Consider the following 18,292-nt stretch of genomic DNA (forward strand, 5'->3'; position numbering starts at 1 on the left):
ATCACTCACGCGGCATTGCTGGATCAGGCTTTCGCCCATTGTCCAATATTCCCCACTGCTGCCTCCCGTAGGAGTCTGGGCCGTGTCTCAGTCCCAGTGTGGCTGATCATCCTCTCAGACCAGCTAAGGATCGTCGGCTTGGTAGGCCTTTACCCCACCAACTACCTAATCCTACGCGGGCTCATCCTTTGCCGATAAATCTTTGGTCCGAAGACATCATCCGGTATTAGCAGTCATTTCTAACTGTTATTCCGAAGCAAAGGGCAGATTCCCACGCGTTACGCACCCGTGCGCCACTAGACCCGAAGGTCTCGTTCGACTTGCATGTGTTAGGCATGCCGCCAGCGTTCGTTCTGAGCCAGGATCAAACTCTCAAGTTTTGTCAAAATATCTCACGGCACGGGAAAAACCCGCCAACCGCACGATACCTAACTTCGGGAGCCGATACCTGCACTTGTCAAACGTATGGTTACGTAAGGACATGCTTTGGCATCGACTTGGTTACCGGTTTCCGAGGCCCAAAGACCCTCAGAACCGGGCGCCGTCGCCCACATGTCCCTTCATCTAAACTAACAATGTCAAAGAACCCACCAAACAAATTTGGCGGACAACCAGCACTCCCCGATTTTCCTACCGGGGGACTTGGTGTCCGTCTATGTTGGCGACCGGTTGAAGGGGAAGCGAAGCCGCCGTCCCTGCCGGTGAACGGGCATATATGGAGGGGGTTCCGACCCGTCAACGGGTTTCTGTATTTTTATTGAAACAAGCTTCAAAGGCCCCGGGATCTCGGCACTTTGCGGTACCGCTCGGTCCTCCGGGATTCCTCAGCCAGACGAATCACCCTCTGAATTTTCGCAGAATCGCGCCGATTTCGTCCCGACTCGCCATCGTAAGCAAAACCTTAAGCGCCTTCGGGCTAGTCCGGATCGGACATGACCAGCGATTCTCCTCACGCTTCCGCGCCCGCCAAGATTGCAGGCATGGACAGCGCTCTTTCCGTGCCCGCGCACGAGAGCCCGCGTGTGTGCGTGATCGTACCGGCCTATGGGGTTGCCCACTTGCTCGGCGAGGCTTTGACCTCCCTCCAGCACCAGACGTTCAGCCAGTGGGAATGCATCGTCATCGATGACGGTGCACCCGATGACGTCTCCGGGGCGGTCGCGCCGTTCCTTGGCGATCCACGGATCCGGTTCCTTGCAACCGCCAATCACGGTGTCTCCACTGCGCGCAACACCGCCATCGCCGAGGCTAGGGCGCCGCTTGTTGCGCTGCTCGATGGCGATGATCTGTTCCGCCCGGACTACCTCGCCACAGTCGTGCCGATCCTTGAAGCGGATCCCGATGTCCGCCTCGTGACCTGCAATGCCCAGATATTCGGTGCGGTTGCGCGGCTGCGCAATTGCGTGGAGCGCCCGCATGCCCTGCAGGGCCGCCTCGAAGATGTGCTCGACCGTTCGTTCAACGTCTATATCGGCACCACCTTCCGTCGTGCGGATTTCGCCGCGGTCGGCGGTTTCGATACCCGCATGGCGCAGTCGGAAGACTTTGATCTGTGGGTCCGCCTGATGATGCTGGGCGGCACGGCGCGCTATGTACCCGAAGTGCTCGCCCAATACCGGGTCCGGCCCGGCAGCGCATCAGCCAATGCCGGGCGGATGCTGCTCGGCAATATCCGGACATACGAGAAAGCCCGCGCCGCGCTTCCCGCCCATGCACCCGAGATTGCGCTGCTCGATCGCCTGCTGGCGGACAGCCGCGCCGCACTGGCCTTCGAACATGCGATTGATTGCATCGTCGATGGCGATACCCGGCGCGGCCTTGTCGAACTCAGGCGTGCACGCCAGCAGGTCAGCGGCATCACCTGGCGCGCCTCCTTCCTGCTGTGGCACTTCTTCCCCGTCCTCGCCCGCCCGATGTTGCGCTGGCGCCGCCGCGCCCACAGCCGCGGTGCGGCAGGCTCTGCCGTCTATCCCAGCTTCCTTGAGGTCGAGGGATGAACATGGCGCAGCCCGCCCCAGCGATCACCGTTGCGATGAGTGTCTATAATGGCGCCGCCCATCTCGCGCCCGCCATCGAGAGCGTGCTCGCGCAGACATTCGCCGATTTCGAATTCCTCCTGCTCGACGATGGCTCCACCGATGCCACTCGCACGATTGCCGAAAGCTTTGCCGCACGCGATCCGCGCATCCGCGTGATCTCGCGCCCCAATCGCGGCCTCGTCTTCAGCCTCAACCAGCTGTTTGCCGAAGCCCGCGCGCCCATCGTCGCCCGGTTCGATGCAGACGACGTCTGCCACCCGGAACGGCTCGCCCGCCAGCATGCCTTCCTCATGGCCCATGCCGATCACGGCCTTGTCGGGGCGGATACGCGCTATATCTACGCGGGCGGCAAGCCCGCGCCCAAGGCCCCGATCAACCGGCCACGCGATCACGATGGCATCGTGCGCAATCTCGAAGACGGCCCAAACCTCTGCCACAGCGTCATCATGGTCCGCCGCGAGCTGGTGCTTGCGGCGGGCGGCTATCGCAGCGCCTATACCCATGCCGAAGATCAGGATCTGTGGCTGCGGCTCAGCCGCAAGACCCGGCTGCACAACCTGCCCGAGTGCCTGCTCGATTACCGCATCACCCCCGGCCAGGTCTCTTCGCGCCACATCATCACCCAGGCCCGTCATGCTGCCATCGCATGGCTGGCGCATCGCGCGGTGATCGAACACGGCACCGATCCCACTGCAGGCCTTGCCGCCCTGCCCGCCACGAACGCGCTCGATGCGCTGCTCGGCCCCGGCAGCGCAGCCTATGTCCGCCGCCGCATCGTCGCCCGCGCGCTCTATGCGCCCGGTGCACTTGCGAACGAAGGCTGGGACGCGCTCCTCGGCCATATCGCCGACGCTGGTCCCAGCGCCGAACTCTGGCGCGTCGCGGCCCGCATGCTGCGCGCCGGACGCCTGCTTCAGGCCGCCCGTACCGCGCTCCAACTCGCCAGGCACGCGGCATGACGCGCGCCGCCAATCCCAGCCGCGCCGACCGGCTTGCGGCAGACCTCGCCGATCTGCCCCCCGCCATGTCGGTGCGCACGGCCGCCGCGTGGGCGCTGGTCTCGCAATATTCCTCCTTCGCGATCCAGTTCGCCGCCAGCATCGTGCTCGCGCGCTGGTTCATCACCCCGGCAGACCTCGGCCTGTTCTCGATCGCCTTCGCGGCGGTCACGCTGGTCGCCTTCCTGCAGGACTTCGGCGTCAACCGCTATATCAACGGCGAGCGCGAGCTGACCGCGCAAAAGCTCCAGACGGCGTTCACGATCTCGGTCACTTTCGCGTGGAGCATCGGCCTTCTCGCCATCCTCGCCTCAGGCCCCATCGCCGCATTCTATCATGATCCCGCGCTGCGCCCGGTCGCGTTGGTGATTGCCTGTTCCTACCTCCTCGTGCCGCTCGCGATTGTCCCGCAGGCCACCTGCCAGCGGCGGATGGACTACAAGTCGAACACGATGATCGAGGTCGGCTCCTCCATCGCCAACGCCGCCGTCGCGATCACCCTCGGGGTCTTGGGCTATGGCGGAATCGCGCTCGCGTGGGGGGCGTTCGCCCAGCAGGCAGCGCGCCTTGTCATCAGCCAGTGGCGTGCCGGGTTCATGCTGCCCTGGCCGCTGCGGCTTGGCGGGGCCGAACCGATCCTGCGCCTCGGGGCCACCAACAGCGTGCTGGCCACCGCCTATTCGATCACCGGCCGCGCGCCCGAACTCGTCATCGGCCGCCTGATCGATACCGCCGCTGTCGGCCTGTTCGCGCGCGCTTCGGGCCTTGCGCTGCAATTGCGCCTGCTCGTGGCGGGTGCGGTTACCGGCGTGTTCTATCCCGCCTTCCGCCGCGTGCGCGATAATGGCGAGCCGCTCGGGCCGCCCTACTTGCGCGTCGTGGCCGCCTATACTGGCGTCACCTGGCCAGCCATGGCGGGGATAGCGGTCCTCGCTCAGCCGATCATCCACCTACTGTATGGCGAGCGGTGGATGGCCGCCGCCCCGCTGCTTGGCTGGGTCGCGCTCTCGCAGCTGTGCTATGTTGCGCTCCCGCTCAACGGCGATCTCCCCGTCCTGCTCGGCCGCACGAAAAGCCTGCTGCGTTGCACCGTGCTGGAAACGCTGACATCCGTGCTGTTTCTCGCCATCGCCGCGCCGTTCGGCCTGATCTGGGTGGCTATCTCGCGCTTTGCCCACGGCCTCGTGTTCATCGCGATCTATGCCCCGCTCCAGCGCGAGATGCTGGGCCTTGCCTGGCGCGATCTCGGCGTGATCTACTTTCGCAGCCTCACCGTCACAGCGGCCGCCATCGCCCCGGTGCTGATCAGCTATGAAGTGTGGCACCCCGCCGCCGAAGCCGGCGCGTTCCAGATGCTGTCCACCGCTGCTGCGGGCGCGTTCTTCTGGCTGATCGCACTGCGCATTGCCGGGCATCCGCTGTTTGGCGAGATCACCGGCCTTTTGGGTGAGGTCATCGCGGGCCTGCGCCAGCGCCGCGCCAGCATCTCCCTCTCCTGATCCGGGCGACCTACTGTTTCCCGTAGGCAGCTTAGCGGGAAAGGCGTAAGCTGCGGCGCAGGAGAAGGACGCCATGGGCATTCTGGCCATCACCGCCACCGGCGCACTCGCGCTGGCCACCCCCGCACCGCTGCCCCCGCCGCAAGGCGACGTGGAGATCGTGAAGGCCGACATCGACCGGCACGACCGCATGACCGTCCCCGTGCGGATCGGGCATCATGGCGGCTCGGCTGGTCCCTTCGATTTCCTTGTCGATACCGGGGCCGAACGCACTGTGCTCGCCCGCGATATCGCCACGCGCCTGCGCCTGCCCACCTCGGGGCAAGGCCTCCTCATCGGCATTGCCGGCACGCAGAGCGTCGATCTCGTTGAAATAGATGAGATCAACCTCGGCCGCCGCAGCTTCTACGGCCTCACCGCCCCATTGCTCGAAGGCAGCAACATCGGCGCGGACGGCATCATCGGGCTCGACAGCCTGCAGGACCAGCGCGTCCTCCTCGATTTCACGCGCAAACGCATGACCATCGGCGATGCGATGCAACTCGGCGGCGGACGCGGGTTCGAGATCGTGGTGCAGGCCCGCCGCCGCTCGGGCCAGCTGATCATGACCAATGCCGTGATCGACGGCGTGCGCACCGATATCGTGATCGACACCGGCTCTGATACCTCGATCGGCAACCGCGCCCTGCAAAAGGCGCTCGCCAAGCGCCACAAGGGCGAGACGACCGAGCTCCAGTCCGTCACGGGCCAGATCATCACCGCCGATATCGCCATGGCCCGCACGGTCAAACTCGGCACGATGACGATGAGCAATGCGATGCTCGTGTTTGCCGACACCCCGGCCTTCGACAAACTGGAGATGGTCAAGCGGCCCGCGATGTTCATGGGGATGAACCAGCTCAAGCTGTTCCAGCGCGTCGCCATCGATTTCTCGACCAAGCGCATCCTGTTCGATCTGCCCGACAGCGCGGAAATCCCGATCCGGTTCTGAGCGGTAAGCGCTTGGGGCTGGCGAAACGCGCCAAAGCCCCTATCTGGGAACAATGCCGCCAGATACCGCAACAAACACTGCCGATGCCCGCCACGATGGCTGGGGCACGCTGCGCCGTTTCCTGCCCTACCTCTGGCCGCGCGACAATCCGGTGCTGCGGCGGCGGATCATTGGCGCCACGCTGCTGATCCTTGCCGCAAAGGCCACCACCCTTGCCCTCCCCTATGCCTACAAGCGCGCCATCGATGCGATGAGCCTGCCGGGCACGACGGCTGGCACCGCCAGCGGCGCCTATGCCGTCGCGCTCGCCTTTGTGCTGGCCTATGCGCTCGGCCGTTTCAGCAGCGTCGCGTTCGACAACTTGCGCAACATCGTGTTCGAACGCGTCGGGCAGGACGCCACCCGCGCGTTGGCGGAAGACGTGTTCAGCCGCCTGCACAAGCTGTCCTTGCGCTTCCACCTTGCCCGCCGCACCGGCGAAGTCACCAAGGTGATCGAGCGCGGCACCAAGAGCATCGATGTGATGCTCTATTTCCTGTTGTTCAACATCGCCCCCACGGTGATCGAACTCGCCGCCGTCGCGGTGATCTTCTACATCAGCTTCGGCTGGCCGCTCGTTGCCGCCACGGCGCTGGCCATCATGCTCTATGCGTGGACCACGCGCACGATCACCGAATGGCGCAACGCGCTGCGCGAGAAGATGAACCGGCTCGATGGGCAGGCGATGGCCCGCGCAGTCGATTCGCTGCTGAACTACGAGACGGTGAAGTATTTCGGCGCCGAAGTGCGCGAGGAAGCCCGCTACGCCTCGGCCACCCGCGCCTATGCCGAAGCCGCAGTGAAGAGCGAAAACTCGCTCGGCATGCTCAACATCGCGCAGGCGCTGATCGTCAATCTGCTGATGGCGGGCGCAATGGCCTATACCGTGTGGGGCTGGGCGCAGGGCCGCCTCACGGTCGGCGACGTGGTCTTCGTCAACACCTACCTGACCCAGCTGTTCCGCCCGCTCGACATGCTCGGCATGGTCTACCGCACCATCCGGCAGGGCCTGATCGACATGGCCGCGATGTTCAAGCTGATGGACGAGCCGCAGGAAGTATCCGACGCCCCCGGCGCGCCCGCGCTGCTGATCCGCCAGCCCGCCGTCGTGTTCGAAAACGTCGTGTTCGGCTATGATCCCGATCGCACCATCCTCCACGGCCTCAGCCTCGAAATTCCCGCCGGCAGCAAGGTCGCCATCGTCGGCCCCTCGGGCGCGGGCAAATCGACCATCGCGCGCCTGCTGTTCCGGTTCTACGATCCGCAGCAAGGGCGGATCCTGATCGACGGGCAGGATATTGCCTCGGTCACCCAGAAATCCCTGCGCGCCGCGCTCGGCATCGTTCCGCAAGATTCGGTGCTGTTCAACGAAAGCCTTGGCTACAACATCGCCTATGGCCGCGACGGCGCAGGCCCCGCGGATATCGAAGCCGCAGCCCGCGCCGCTGCGCTGATGCCGCTGATCGAACGCCTGCCCAAGGGCTTCGAAACCGAAGTCGGCGAACGCGGCCTCAAGCTTTCGGGCGGCGAAAAGCAGCGCGTCGCCATCGCCCGCACGCTGGTCAAGAACCCGCCCATCGTCCTGTTCGATGAAGCCACCAGCGCGCTCGATACGCGCACCGAGCAGGACATCCTCGCCACGATGCGCGGCCTTGCCCAGCAGCGCACCACGATCTCGATCGCGCACCGCCTTTCGACCATCGCGGATTCGGACTGCATCTTCGTGCTCGATCAGGGGCGGCTCGTCGAAAGCGGCAGCCATCCCGAACTGCTGCGCCGCGATGGTCTTTATGCTGAAATGTGGGCGCGGCAGGCCGCCGAACAGGCCGATCTCAGCGAAGCGGCGGAATAGGCTCTCGGTTTCGGGACAAACCCATGCACCTTTTCATCCTTGCCGCCGCCCTATCCGGCGCACTGCCTGCTCCGCTCGCGCAGGACCAGCCCGCCGCTGCATCAGCAGCCCCAGCCGTACCCGCCGAACCCTGCGCCACTGCCGGCGGCCTCCTCCCCGGTTCCGGCCTGTGCCGCGATGCCGCCATGGCCCGCCTGCCCAGCACCCGCCGCAACGCGTGGACGCCCCCAATCGGCTGCGACACTACCGCGCAGGAAATCCCGCTCGGCGCTGGCCGCTGGCTGCTCTATGCCGCGCAGCGCTGCGGCGAGGCCGTGGCGCGGCTCGAAGCAGCCCCCGGGCCGTCCAACAGCCAGCCCACTAGCCAGCAGGGTGTGCTCGAACTGCGCTATGCTGCAGCTGCACGCAGCAAGGTCCTGCCCGGCAAGCGCGCCCTCACGCTTGTGGAAGGCAAGCCCGCGCCTTACGAAGCCGTCCATGCGCTTGTAATGAACAGCCTGTCGCCCAAGCAGGTCCGCGATTGCGCCCTGCGCACGCCAGATGTCGAAGGCTATCCGATCGACGCGCTGGTGTTCGATCTGCCCCCAGCCGAGGCCCGCAAGACCGCCGCGCTCGATGAACCTTGCGGTCCCTATGGCCGCTCTGCCCGCACCGACAGCTATTGGCGCCTGTTTGACGGGATCGGCGTGTTCTACGCTTTCGGCGATGACCAGCCGGAGTTCGACCCGGCCAGCCTGACGGTCTACACGCCGGGCAACTGAAAGCTCACTTCACCACATCGGCCTCGTGCCACACCACCGCCTGCGCGGCTTTCATGCAGCCGCCCTCTTCATCCCAGGTGATCGTGGGCGAACCATAGAGCCGCCAGCCCTGCATCAGCGCTTCGGACACGCGCTCGCAAAAGGCGCGGTCGTCCTTGCCGGTGAGGAGGCGGTAGATCGGGCGGTCTTCGGGGGTGCTGTACATCCCTGATGTATAGAGCATGGCAGCCCCGCCTGCATCACCGTTCCTTGCCCCCGTGAATCCTTGCCCCCCGTGAAACCTTGCCCCCCGTGAAACCTTGCAAAGCGTGCCGGTTCGTTCACCCTGCGCGGGGAGTGGGGGACATCATGGCGGATCAGGCACTACCGCAGCGCAGCGAAGAGCTTTTCGGCCAACCCAAGGGGCTGTGGGTGCTCGCCGGGACCGAATTGTGGGACCGGATCTCGTTCCACGGCATGGTCGCCATGCTCGTGCTCTACATGACTGGCGACCTGCTGCTCGCGCCCGAACGCGTCGCCACCGTCATCGGCTTCGCCGACTTCCGCGGCTTCCTCGAAGCCGCATCCGGCCCGCTCGGCGCGCAGGCGCTCGCGCTGCAAACCTTCGGCTACTACTACGCCTGCGTCACCGGCCTGCCCCTGCTCGGCGGCTGGATCGGCGACCGGGTAACGGGCCGCAAGCTCGCGGTCGGCGGCGGCGCGGCGCTGATGACAGCAGGGCACTTCGCACTCGCCTTCGACCGCACGTTCCTGATCGCGCTCGTTCTACTCATGAGCGGCGCGGGCCTCCTGCGCGGCAATCTCTCCGCGCAAGTCAAATCGCTCTATGCCGATGGCGACAGCCGCGAGGTCAACGCTTTCCAGTACTACTACCTCGGCATCAATTTCGGCGCTGCCGCTGCGCCGATCCTCAGCGGCAGCGTCGCGGCGATCTGGGGCTGGCACGCAGGCTTCGCGGTTGCCGGGTTCGGCATGATGATCGGCCTCCTGCTCTATCTCGGCGGCCAGCGCTGGCTCCCCGCAGAACAACAGCGTGCGCCCGAGGCCTCGGGCAAGCGCCCACCCCTCACCCCCGGCGAACGCCGCCGCGTCGCTGGCCTGCTGCTCATCTGGCCTCTGGTCGTGGGATACTGGACCGCGCAGGCGCAGATCTGGAACGTCTACAACATCTGGCTGCGCGACAGCGTGGATCTGAATGTCGGCGGCTTTTCAGTGCCCGTCCCGTGGTTCCAGTCGCTCGATGGCCTCGCACCGGGCCTATTCATCCCGCTCGTCCTGTGGATCTGGGCCAGGCAGGCAGGGCGCGGACGCGAGCCCGATGTGCTCACCAAGCTTGCCATCGGCAGCGTCATCTTCGGCCTCAGCGTCGGTCTGCTCGCCGCCGGGCCGCTCCTCGCCGATGCCGAGGGCCGCGCCCCCATCGCGCTCCCGCTATTGTTCCACATCTCGTCGAACTTCGGCGCGATGTACTACGCGCCCGTCATCATGGGGCTCTATGGCACCCGCGCGCCGCAGAGCCTGCGCGGCACGCTGGTGGGCATCTGCATGCTCGCCACCGCCGCCGGCAGTATCCTGAGCGGCTGGATGGGCGGCCTCTATGAAAGCCTCGGCCCCGCCCCGTTCTGGCTCATCAACGCCGCGATCTGCACCGGCGCGGGCCTAGCCATCCTGCTGCTCGCCCCGGTGCTGAACCGCCTCCTCGCGCAGGATGAAGCCTAGAGAATGTACTTGGATAGGTCGGTGTTCCCCGCCAGCCCCGCCAGCCGCTCGCTCACATAGGCCGCGTCCACCGTCACCGTCGTCCCGCGCCGGTCCTCGGCCTCGAAGCTCACATCCTCCAGCAGCTTTTCCATCACCGTCTGCAGCCGCCGCGCGCCGATGTTCTCCACCGTCTCGTTCACTTGCGCCGCCGTCCGCGCCACCGCGCGGATCGCGTCCTCCGTGAAGTCCACCGTCACCTCCTCGGTCGCCAGCAGTGCGCGGTATTGCTCCACCAGATTGGCCCGCGTCGAGGAGAGGATGTGCACGAAATCATCCTCGGTCAGCGCCGTCAGCTCCACCCGGATCGGCAGGCGGCCCTGCAATTCGGGAAGCATGTCGCTGGGCTTGGCCACATGAAACGCGCCCGATGCAATGAACAGCACGTGATCGGTCTTCATCGGCCCATATTTGGTCGCCACCGTCGTGCCCTCGATCAGCGGCAGCAAATCGCGCTGCACGCCCTCGCGGCTGACAGAGCCGCCGCGCACATCGCTCACCGCGATCTTGTCGATCTCGTCGATGAACACGATGCCGTTCGTCTCGGCATTGATCAGCGCCGCGCGCGCGACGTCGTCCTGATCCATGCGCTTCTCGGCCTCTTCGTCGACCAGCTTGTCCCACGCGTCCGCCACGCGCAGCTTGCGGCGCTTCAGCGGCTTCTGGCCGAACGCCTTGCCCATCATATCCGAGAGGTTGATCATGCCGACTCCGCCGCCCATGCCGGGGATCTCCATCGGCTTGCTGGGCGCGTCCTCCACCTCGATCTCGACCTCGACGTCGTTCATCGCGCCTTCGCTGATCCGCTGGCGGAAGCTCTCACGCGTCGCCTCGCTCGCGCCGTCGCCCACCAGGGCCTTGAGCAGCCGGTCCATCGCCGCCTTGCTTGCCGCCTCGCGCACCGCATCACGCCGCCGCTCCTTCTCCAGCCGCACCGCTTCTTCCACCAGATCGCGCGCGATCTGCTCCACATCGCGGCCGACATAGCCGACCTCGGTGAACTTGGTCGCTTCCACTTTCACGAACGGCGCATCCACCAGCCTGGCCAGCCGCCGGCTGATCTCGGTCTTGCCGCAGCCCGTCGGCCCGATCATCAGGATGTTCTTCGGCGTCACCTCGTCGCGCAGTTCGGCAGACAGCCGCTGCCGCCGCCAACGATTGCGCAGCGCCACCGCCACCGCCCGCTTGGCATCGGCTTGGCCAACGATATGCGCATCGAGCGCGGCAACAATGGCTTTGGGGGTCAGGGTATCGGTCATGGAATCTCTCACTCCCCTCCGGCTTGCGGGAGGGGTTCTGGGTGGGATTGCGCGCTCAGATCTCTTCCAGCGTCACGCGGTCATTGGTGAAGACGCACACTTCCGCCGCCACTTGCATCGCCCGCCGTGCAATCTTCTCGGCATCGTCCTCATAAGGATCGAGCGCCTTCGCCGCCGCCAGCGCATAGTTCCCGCCGGAGCCAATCGCCGCGATTCCGCCTTCCGGCTCCAGCACATCGCCATTGCCGGTCAGGATCAGCATCGTCTCGGCGTCCGCGACGATCATCAGCGCTTCGAGATTGCGCAGATACTTGTCGGTCCGCCAGTCCTTGGCGAGTTCCACCGCCGCGCGCATCAGCTGGCCGCGATGCTGCTCCAGCTTGCGTTCCAGCCGCTCGAACAGGGTAAAGGCATCCGCCGTCGCGCCCGCGAACCCGGCAATCACCTTGCCGTCCCCGATGCGCCGAACTTTCCGCGCATTGGGCTTCATCACGGTGTTGCCCATGGAAACCTGCCCGTCACCGGCAATGACGGTGCGGCCGTTCTTGCGAACCCCGATGATCGTGGTGCCGTGCCACTGCACAAGCCCGTGGGCGGAATGTCTGTCTGTCATGCGCCCGATATGGGGCGCGCAAACAAGGGTTCAAGCGGAAGCGGTCAGCTTCCGTTCGGACCGGAACCCTGCGGCCCACCCGGCAACTGCCCGCCCGGAACTGCGCCGACCGAGCCGATATTGCCGAACAGATCCTCAAAGAAGCTGCGCGTGCGGCCCAGCGTCGGGGTCTGGTGGCCATCGGGGTTGAGCGAGACGACCTTTTCCATCCCGCGCCGTTCCACGCCGGAAACGTTGCCCTTCTCGTCGAAGCTCACCATCAGCACGTTCTGTTCCTTCGCCTGCGGGCGCTTGAACGGACGCTGCCGCGTGTCGATCGAGACGTAGTACCAGACCTGCTTGCCGAACTCGCTTTTGAACGTCGGCTGGCCCAGCGCACGTTCAACCGACATGCGATTGTCGATCCCCGGCTGCACCGAACTCGTCAGCGCCGGATCGATCAGATAGCCGCGGTGGTCCTTGATGCTGGCACAGCCGCTGGCCATGAGCGCCAGCGCACAAAGCGCCATGCCGCCCCGCCATCCCTTGATCGAGCCATTTCCAAGCATGCGTCACTCCGAACTCGCCGGGGCACTGGCCGTCTGCCCGTGCCCATCGGGGCGTTTGCCAATTGGCCTTCGCACCCTATATCGCCGTCTATCGCCACGTGCCTTAAGGCGCACGGCGGATTACTGCAATGGCGCTCCGCCCATTTCCCCGCGCTGAACCGGCGCGGCCCCGCAAGAAGGACAGACCAGCCCATGTCACTCCTCGCCCGCCTGTTCGGAATACGGCAGGATGATCGCGATACCGTGCGCGAACTGTGGCACCGCATCGTCGCCATCGCGCGCGAGAAGGAATGGTACCGGGATTGCGGCGTCGCCGATACGCTGGCGGGCCGGTTCGATATGGTTACGCTGGTGCTCAGCCTCGTGATGCTGCGCATGGAGCACGAAGATACCCTGATCGCCCCCAGCGCCCGGCTGACCGAGCTGTTCGTGGAAGACATGGACGGCCAACTGCGCGAACAAGGCGTGGGCGATGTCGTGGTCGGCAAGCACATCGGCAAGCTGATGGGCACGCTCGGCGGCCGCCTTGGCGCCTATCGCACGGGTCTTGCAGGCGGCGAGCAGGCGATGGCCGAGGCGATTGCCCGCAATGTCACGCTCAATGCCGGTGCCGATCCGCTGATCGTCGCCCAGCGCGCCCGCGCTTTTTCCGCCGGGCTCGCGCTTGTGCCGGGCTTCCGCGTGCTCGCCGGAGAAATCGGACGATGACCGCGCCGACGCACGAATATTCCTTGATGATCGACCTCAGGCAAGTGAACGACGTGCCGCTCGTGCTCGAACCCGATGAGGCCGCGCGCCGCCGCCTCGCCGGGCGCTTCGCCATCACCGCGATCCCGATGATGCGCGCCGACATCGCGCTCGCGCGCGAAGGCGAACGCGTCACCGCCACCGGCCGCCTTGTTGCCAATGTGATCCAGCCCTGCCGCGTCTCGGCCGAAGATTTTCCCGTCCATATCGATGAGCCGATCCACTTGCGCTTCATCCCGCCCGCAGGCGCGATCACGCCGGACGAGGAAATCGAACTCACCGCCGATGATTGCGATGAAATCGAATACGACGGCAGCGCCTTCGATCTCGGCGAAGCTGTCGCGCAGACCCTCGCGCTTGCCATCGATCTGTTCGCCGAGGGGCCGAACGCCGATGCCTTCCGCGCGCGCCACGGCCTCGATGGCGAAACCCCCACCGGCCCCTTCGCCGCGCTCGCCGCGCTGAAGAAGGACTGATGGGCCAGCGCGCTCCCGAACGTCGGGGCCAGGGCCAAGGCCAGGGCCACAGGGATCTCACGCAAGGGCCGATCCTCTCCACCCTGCTGATCTTCAGCGCGCCCACGCTCGCCTCGAACATCCTTCAGGCGCTCAACGGCTCGGTCAATTCGATCTGGGTCGGCCGCCTGCTGGGCGATTCGGCGCTCGCCGCCACCGCCAATGCCAACGTCGTGATGTTCCTCGTCTTCGCCGCCGTGTTCGGGTTCGGCATGGCCGCCACGGTCAAGATCGGGCAGTCGTTCGGCGCAGGCCAGCCGGACGCCGCGCGGCGCACTTTCGGCACCGCCATCGGCCTGTGCGTCGGCCTCTCATTCGTGCTCGCCCCGCTCGGCTGGCTGCTCACCCCGCACTTGCTCACCGCGATGCGCACGCCGCCCGAAATCTTCGGCTATGCGCTCACCTATCTGCGACTGATCTTCGTCGCGATGCCCGCCTCCACGATCACCGTCATTGTCGGCATGGGCCTGCGCGGCGCGGGGGATGCACAAACCTCGCTGCGTTTCATGGTCGTCTCGGTCGTGCTCGATATCGCGCTCAATCCGCTGCTGATCGCCGGGTTCGGCCCGATCCCGGCATTCGGCATCGCCGGGTCCGCGCTCGCCACCGCCATTGCCGCCTATGTCTCGATGGCCGGGCTGATCGTCTACGTCTATGCGCGCAATCTCCCGCTGCGCCTGCGCGGCCGCGAACTGGCGTACCTCATCCCCCAGCGGGCAGAGCTTCGCTACATCCTCGTCAAAGGCCTGCCGATGGGCGCGCAGATGCTGATGATCTCGGCCTCGGGCCTGATCATGATCGGCCTCGTCAACCAGGAAGGCGCGATGCTCAGCGCGGCCTACGGTGCCTCGTTGCAAGTGTGGACCTACCTGCAGATGCCCGCGATGGCGATTTCCGCCGCCTTGAGCGCCATGGCCGCGCAGACCATCGGCGCAGGCCTTGCAGACCGCCTCGGCAAGATCACCCGCGCCGGGCTGATCCTGAATATCTCCATCACCGGCGCGCTCACGCTCCTGCTCCTCGCGTTCGATCGCCCGGTGCTCACCTTGTTCCTTGGCCCGACCAGCCCGGCTGTCGATGCCGCGCGCCACATCCAGTTCATCGCCAGCTGGAGCTATGTCCTGTTCGGCATGACCATCGTCCTGTTCGGCACGATGCGCGCGGGCGGCGTGGTGATCGCGCCGATCATCGTGCTCGGTGCCGCGATGTACCCTGTCCGTCTCGGCTTCTATGCGCTTGCCTACCCCGCGCTTGGCCCCGATGCGATCTGGCTGTCCTTCCCCGTCGGCTCCGCCGCTGCAACGCTCATGGCCACCGTGGCCTACCGCCGCCCCGGCTGGCGGCAAAAGGCGCGCGTCGTCGATCAGGACGAATGCAGCGAGGAAACCCATGCGGACGGAGAATGCGATGGGCGGATGGCCCCGGCGCTGTAAGGACGAATGGAGCCTCCGGCGGGAAAGGGCCAATGCCCTTGCATCCCGATGATTGCGATACACGTATCGCAATGCTAAACCTTGATCATGCCGATATCGCTTCGCCTTCCCAAAGATGTCGAAAGCCGCCTCGCCGCGCTTTCCGCGCTGACAGGCAGGTCAAAGACGTTCTACGCCGTCGAGGCCATCGTCGAACATATCGACGATCTGGAGGACGCCCACCTTTCCGCCGAAGTCCTCGCCCGCGTGCGCGCCGGAGCCGAAGCGCTTGTTCCCTTGAGTGACCTGCTGAGTGAATATGGCCTGGCGGATTGAGTTCGCCAATAGCGCCGCCAGGCAACTCCGCAAACTTGATCCCCAAGTCGCCAAACGCATCCTGACCTTCCTGCAAAGCCGCATCGCCCCGCTGGACGATCCGCGAAGCATCGGCGAGGCACTGCGCGGAAAGGATCTCGGCGATTTTTGGAAGTACCGGGTGGGTGATTGGCGCGTGATCGCGGATATTGAGGGTGGCGTGGTGCTGATCACCGTGGTGCGCATCGGCCACCGGCGTGAGGTTTACCGGCGGTAGGGCCAGTTGCGCCGATGGCGCTGTTGGCCACCGCAAAATGCGCTTCTTCCTTACCGCGATTGCGCACGCCAGCGCTGCACTGTCCGTTCGACGGCCATTTCCTCGCCGCCCGTGCGGCCCCACAGTTCGGAGAACGATGGGTCCGCCGAAGCCGGGCGCAAGTCGCTGTGCAGTTCATCGAACGCGACGCGGATCGGAATCGAGACGCCTTCACCGCAGATGATGCATTCGCGGTTGCGCAGCGCCGGGATCGAATCGAGGAACCCGCGCGCGCCTTCGGGCATCGCGGCCTTCACAAAAGCCTGATCGCGCTCGTTGTTGAGGCGCATGGCGATGATCGTGCCGCACTGGCTGAGCACGCCTTCGGCAAGATCGGAAGGACGCTGGGTGATGAGGCCCAAGGAAACGCCGTATTTGCGGCCTTCCTTGGCGATGCGCGAAAGGATGCGGCCCACCGAAGAGCCATCATTGTTTTTCTCCGCCGGCACATAGCGGTGCGCTTCTTCGCAAACCAGCAGGATGGGCCGCGTTTCCTCGTCGCGCGACCAGATCGCATAATCGAACACGAGGCGCGAAAGCACAGCAACCACGGTCGAGGTGATTTCCGAAGGCACGCCCGAAACATCGATGATCGAGATCGGCTTGCCGTGCGAGGGCAGGCGGAACACGCGGCTGATGAATTCGGCCATCGTATCACCCACCAGCATCCCGGAGAACATGAACTGATAGCGCGGATCGCCGCGCAGCTCCTCGATCTTGGTCTTGATCCGCTGATAGGGCACCGAGGTGTGGCCCTTGTCGAGCTTGCCCATCTCGTTGTTGAGGATGTTGAGCAGATCAGACAGCAGATAGGGGATCGGCGAATCGACCGTGATCTTGCCGATCTGTTCGGCCAGTCGGTTCTTGTGCCGCGCCGCGAGCAGGCACTTGCCGAGAATGTCGGAATCGATCTGGCGGTCGGTCCCGGTCGAGGTGAGGAATACCTCGCAGTGCTCCTCGAAGTTCATCAGCCAATAGGGCATGTTGAGGTTCGAGACGTCGAGCAGCTGGCCGTGATTGCGGAACGCCTGCATGTATTCGCCATGCGGGTCGATCATCACGATATGGCCTTCCGGGGCCAGTTCGCAGATGCGGTGCAGGATCAGCGCGGCGCTGGTCGATTTGCCGGTGCCGGTCGAACCGAGCAGCGCGAAGTGCTTGCCAAGCAACGCATCGACATAGAGCCCGGCGCGAATGTCGCGCGTGGGAAACACCGTGCCGATGGTCACGTTGGTGCGCCCGTCGCTGGCGTAGATCTGGCGAAGGTCGGTGCTGGTGGCGGGATAGATCGGCGATCCGGGCACCGGATAACGCGTCACACCGCGCCGAAAACCATAGATCTTGCCGGTCAGGCGCTCTTCATCGCCTTCGCCCAGGAAATCGACTTGCGCGATGATCACGCCGTCGTGGCCCGCGGTCATGTCCTGGCGCTGCGTGCGCACGCTGGCGAGGAGCCAACCATTGCCGACGCGGATCTTGAGCTGGCTGCCGACTTGCCCGGCGAGCGAAATCGAGGGGTCGCCATCGACCATACACTCTTCCAGCCGCGTCAGATCGAGCGCGATCGCGCTGCCTGCGCCTGAAACATCGAGCACATAGCCGATCGGGCGGCGGGCATTGTCGGTAGCGGCGGGGCGGGGCGCGCTGCGGGCCTCCGTGCTGACCGCAGGTTGCGCACCATTGGCCGCGAGGTCGGCGGACGAAGCCAGACCAGCATTGTCGTGGCCATTGATGCTCATGTCGTTCATCGTCACCTGATCCCCGCCTGAAACGGCTTCTTGGGCCTCAGACCTAACCTTCGACGGTTAAAAACTGGATAATCAGGGCGCGCGGCAGGGCGCACCTTGGGGCGATGATCGTCAGATCAGGGCAAACAGACGGCCCGCGATCCAGCCCATCGAGATCGAGACGACGACGGCGAACAATCCGTAGAGAAACCCATTGGCCTGCGCATTGTAAGCCACCAGCCGCTCGAAACCTTCCTTGCGCACCGTCACGCGCGAGATCGCGGAGGCGACCACCCGCCCATTGCTCACCGCAAAGGTTTCGGCGGTGTAAGTGCCTGTCTGCACGCTGGAGGGCAGCGCAATGCGCGCCTGATAGAGCACTTGCCCGCTGATCTTCACGGCATGTTCGCTCTCCTGATAGAGGCTCTGGCGCCGCATCAGATCGACGAGGCCATCGGAGAAGCGCTTCTGCTCCGAGGGATCGATCACGCCCACCGGCGAAAGCTGGAGCCACTTCAGCCCCATCTCGTAGATCGCCGCCGTCTTGCCATCGACCAGATCGGCGATGGGCCGCGATGAAGCCAGCGCATAGAAGCTCGGCGCCGAGCGGAACTCGGTGCTGCTGGCGTTGATCCAGATCCCCGCAACTTGCTTCTTCTCGCGCACCACGATCGACCGCGCTGGCCCTTCGAGCAGCACGACGATGTCATAGTCGCCTGCCGCGCGTGCGCCTTCAGGCGTCAGGATCGCCCCGAACAGCAACAGGTCCGCTCCGGTAAAACCTTGCCGCACCTGAATTTCATGCTGGGAGATTTCGGGCACGAGGATCGGATCACGCGCGCCGCCGCACAGCACGAGCACCAGGAGCAGCGCGGCGATCCGTGCGATCACTTCGTCACCACC

At 65.3% G+C, this 18,292-nt stretch carries 18 protein-coding genes and 1 rRNA gene; 12 read left to right on the forward strand and 7 right to left on the reverse strand.

Features of this window, described 5'->3' with window-relative positions:
* Positions 1–380 (reverse strand): 16S ribosomal RNA (locus CFE35_RS21695); the annotation flags it as partial.
* 552 nt (positions 381–932) lie between these two features.
* On the opposite strand from CFE35_RS21695, the gene CFE35_RS21700 reads away from it, so the two are divergent.
* The 6 genes from CFE35_RS21700 (at position 933) to CFE35_RS21725 (ending at position 8,179) form a co-directional block, all read left to right on the forward strand.
* Complete coding sequence (locus CFE35_RS21700; RefSeq protein ID WP_292933887.1) at positions 933–1,997, forward strand: glycosyltransferase family A protein; 1,065 nt, start codon at positions 933–935, stop codon at positions 1,995–1,997.
* A 2-nt stretch (positions 1,998–1,999) separates the two neighbouring features.
* A complete protein-coding gene (locus CFE35_RS21705; protein ID WP_292933889.1) occupies positions 2,000–2,998 on the forward strand; it encodes a glycosyltransferase family A protein in 999 nt (332 codons plus the stop codon).
* Positions 2,995–4,536, forward strand: coding sequence for an oligosaccharide flippase family protein (locus CFE35_RS21710; protein ID WP_292933891.1), 1,542 nt, complete (start codon positions 2,995–2,997; stop codon positions 4,534–4,536). Before CFE35_RS21705 ends, CFE35_RS21710 begins: the two co-directional genes overlap by 4 nt.
* Positions 4,537–4,609: 73 nt before the next feature.
* Complete coding sequence (locus tag CFE35_RS21715) at positions 4,610–5,527, forward strand: aspartyl protease family protein (protein ID WP_292933893.1); 918 nt, start codon at positions 4,610–4,612, stop codon at positions 5,525–5,527.
* 52 nt (positions 5,528–5,579) lie between these two features.
* Positions 5,580–7,418: an ABC transporter ATP-binding protein/permease gene (locus tag CFE35_RS21720; protein WP_292933895.1), complete on the forward strand. Its 1,839-nt coding sequence runs from the start codon at positions 5,580–5,582 to the stop codon at positions 7,416–7,418.
* A 23-nt stretch (positions 7,419–7,441) separates the two neighbouring features.
* Positions 7,442–8,179: a hypothetical protein gene (locus tag CFE35_RS21725; RefSeq protein WP_292933897.1), complete on the forward strand. Its 738-nt coding sequence runs from the start codon at positions 7,442–7,444 to the stop codon at positions 8,177–8,179.
* Positions 8,180–8,183: 4 nt separating this feature from the next.
* On the opposite strand, the gene CFE35_RS21730 is transcribed toward CFE35_RS21725, so the two are convergent.
* A complete protein-coding gene (locus CFE35_RS21730) occupies positions 8,184–8,384 on the reverse strand; it encodes a DUF1737 domain-containing protein (protein WP_292933919.1) in 201 nt (66 codons plus the stop codon).
* 143 nt (positions 8,385–8,527) lie between these two features.
* Between CFE35_RS21730 and CFE35_RS21735 the strand changes: the two genes are divergently transcribed.
* Positions 8,528–9,898, forward strand: a complete 1,371-nt coding sequence (locus tag CFE35_RS21735; RefSeq protein WP_292933899.1) for a peptide MFS transporter — start codon at positions 8,528–8,530, stop codon at positions 9,896–9,898.
* On the opposite strand, the gene hslU is transcribed toward CFE35_RS21735, so the two are convergent.
* From hslU to CFE35_RS21750, 3 genes are read right to left on the reverse strand one after another with little or no spacing between them, the layout of a single operon-like run.
* The gene (hslU, locus tag CFE35_RS21740; RefSeq protein ID WP_292933901.1) at positions 9,895–11,196 is read right to left on the reverse strand and encodes an ATP-dependent protease ATPase subunit HslU; all 1,302 of its coding nucleotides are present in this window, start codon (positions 11,194–11,196) and stop codon (positions 9,895–9,897) included. The two genes, CFE35_RS21735 and hslU, sit on opposite strands and share 4 nt — an antisense overlap.
* A 55-nt stretch (positions 11,197–11,251) precedes the next feature.
* Positions 11,252–11,809 carry an ATP-dependent protease subunit HslV gene (gene hslV, locus CFE35_RS21745; RefSeq protein ID WP_292933903.1) on the reverse strand — a complete coding sequence of 186 codons (558 nt, stop codon included), beginning with the start codon at positions 11,807–11,809 and terminating at the stop codon, positions 11,252–11,254.
* Positions 11,810–11,853: 44 nt separating this feature from the next.
* The gene (locus CFE35_RS21750) at positions 11,854–12,357 is read right to left on the reverse strand and encodes an outer membrane protein assembly factor BamE (protein ID WP_292933905.1); all 504 of its coding nucleotides are present in this window, start codon (positions 12,355–12,357) and stop codon (positions 11,854–11,856) included.
* Positions 12,358–12,549: 192 nt separating this feature from the next.
* Between CFE35_RS21750 and CFE35_RS21755 the strand changes: the two genes are divergently transcribed.
* The 5 genes from CFE35_RS21755 to CFE35_RS21775 all read left to right on the forward strand — a co-directional run bounded on the left by CFE35_RS21755 (position 12,550) and on the right by CFE35_RS21775 (position 15,623).
* Positions 12,550–13,065, forward strand: a complete 516-nt coding sequence (locus tag CFE35_RS21755) for a ubiquinol-cytochrome C chaperone family protein (protein WP_292933907.1) — start codon at positions 12,550–12,552, stop codon at positions 13,063–13,065.
* Complete coding sequence (locus CFE35_RS21760) at positions 13,062–13,580, forward strand: DUF177 domain-containing protein (protein ID WP_292933909.1); 519 nt, start codon at positions 13,062–13,064, stop codon at positions 13,578–13,580. The genes CFE35_RS21755 and CFE35_RS21760 overlap by 4 nt, the downstream gene beginning before the upstream one ends.
* The gene (locus CFE35_RS21765; RefSeq protein ID WP_292933911.1) at positions 13,580–15,052 is read left to right on the forward strand and encodes an MATE family efflux transporter; all 1,473 of its coding nucleotides are present in this window, start codon (positions 13,580–13,582) and stop codon (positions 15,050–15,052) included. The genes CFE35_RS21760 and CFE35_RS21765 overlap by 1 nt, the downstream gene beginning before the upstream one ends.
* Before the next feature lie 87 nt (positions 15,053–15,139).
* Positions 15,140–15,367, forward strand: coding sequence for a TraY domain-containing protein (locus CFE35_RS21770; protein WP_292933913.1), 228 nt, complete (start codon positions 15,140–15,142; stop codon positions 15,365–15,367).
* Positions 15,351–15,623: a type II toxin-antitoxin system RelE/ParE family toxin gene (locus CFE35_RS21775; protein ID WP_292933915.1), complete on the forward strand. Its 273-nt coding sequence runs from the start codon at positions 15,351–15,353 to the stop codon at positions 15,621–15,623. The genes CFE35_RS21770 and CFE35_RS21775 overlap by 17 nt, the downstream gene beginning before the upstream one ends.
* Before the next feature lie 50 nt (positions 15,624–15,673).
* Here the strand turns inward: CFE35_RS21775 and CFE35_RS21780 are convergent, their stop codons facing one another.
* Both CFE35_RS21780 and CFE35_RS21785 read right to left on the reverse strand, forming a co-directional pair.
* A complete protein-coding gene (locus CFE35_RS21780; RefSeq protein ID WP_292933917.1) occupies positions 15,674–17,410 on the reverse strand; it encodes a DUF87 domain-containing protein in 1,737 nt (578 codons plus the stop codon).
* A gap of 111 nt (positions 17,411–17,521) precedes the next feature.
* A complete protein-coding gene (locus CFE35_RS21785; RefSeq protein WP_292933921.1) occupies positions 17,522–18,277 on the reverse strand; it encodes a TIGR02186 family protein in 756 nt (251 codons plus the stop codon).
* Positions 18,278–18,292 lie beyond the last annotated feature (15 nt).

The organism is Novosphingobium sp. PASSN1 (assembly GCF_002278815.1).

Coding starts and splice junctions, on each gene's coding strand:
- CFE35_RS21715 (WP_292933893.1), top strand. CDS start 4,610: ATGGGCATTCTGGCCATCACCGCCACCGGCGCACTCGCGCTGGCCACC.
- CFE35_RS21730 (WP_292933919.1), bottom strand. CDS start 8,384: ATGTACAGCACCCCCGAAGACCGCCCGATCTACCGCCTCCTCACCGGC.
- CFE35_RS21760 (WP_292933909.1), top strand. CDS start 13,062: ATGACCGCGCCGACGCACGAATATTCCTTGATGATCGACCTCAGGCAA.
- CFE35_RS21755 (WP_292933907.1), top strand. CDS start 12,550: ATGTCACTCCTCGCCCGCCTGTTCGGAATACGGCAGGATGATCGCGAT.
- CFE35_RS21770 (WP_292933913.1), top strand. CDS start 15,140: ATGCCGATATCGCTTCGCCTTCCCAAAGATGTCGAAAGCCGCCTCGCC.
- CFE35_RS21705 (WP_292933889.1), top strand. CDS start 2,000: ATGGCGCAGCCCGCCCCAGCGATCACCGTTGCGATGAGTGTCTATAAT.
- CFE35_RS21735 (WP_292933899.1), top strand. CDS start 8,528: ATGGCGGATCAGGCACTACCGCAGCGCAGCGAAGAGCTTTTCGGCCAA.
- CFE35_RS21780 (WP_292933917.1), bottom strand. CDS start 17,410: ATGAACGACATGAGCATCAATGGCCACGACAATGCTGGTCTGGCTTCG.
- hslV (WP_292933903.1), bottom strand. CDS start 11,809: ATGACAGACAGACATTCCGCCCACGGGCTTGTGCAGTGGCACGGCACC.
- CFE35_RS21700 (WP_292933887.1), top strand. CDS start 933: ATGACCAGCGATTCTCCTCACGCTTCCGCGCCCGCCAAGATTGCAGGC.
- CFE35_RS21720 (WP_292933895.1), top strand. CDS start 5,580: ATGCCGCCAGATACCGCAACAAACACTGCCGATGCCCGCCACGATGGC.
- CFE35_RS21775 (WP_292933915.1), top strand. CDS start 15,351: ATGGCCTGGCGGATTGAGTTCGCCAATAGCGCCGCCAGGCAACTCCGC.
- CFE35_RS21765 (WP_292933911.1), top strand. CDS start 13,580: ATGGGCCAGCGCGCTCCCGAACGTCGGGGCCAGGGCCAAGGCCAGGGC.
- CFE35_RS21725 (WP_292933897.1), top strand. CDS start 7,442: ATGCACCTTTTCATCCTTGCCGCCGCCCTATCCGGCGCACTGCCTGCT.
- hslU (WP_292933901.1), bottom strand. CDS start 11,196: ATGACCGATACCCTGACCCCCAAAGCCATTGTTGCCGCGCTCGATGCG.
- CFE35_RS21750 (WP_292933905.1), bottom strand. CDS start 12,357: ATGCTTGGAAATGGCTCGATCAAGGGATGGCGGGGCGGCATGGCGCTT.
- CFE35_RS21710 (WP_292933891.1), top strand. CDS start 2,995: ATGACGCGCGCCGCCAATCCCAGCCGCGCCGACCGGCTTGCGGCAGAC.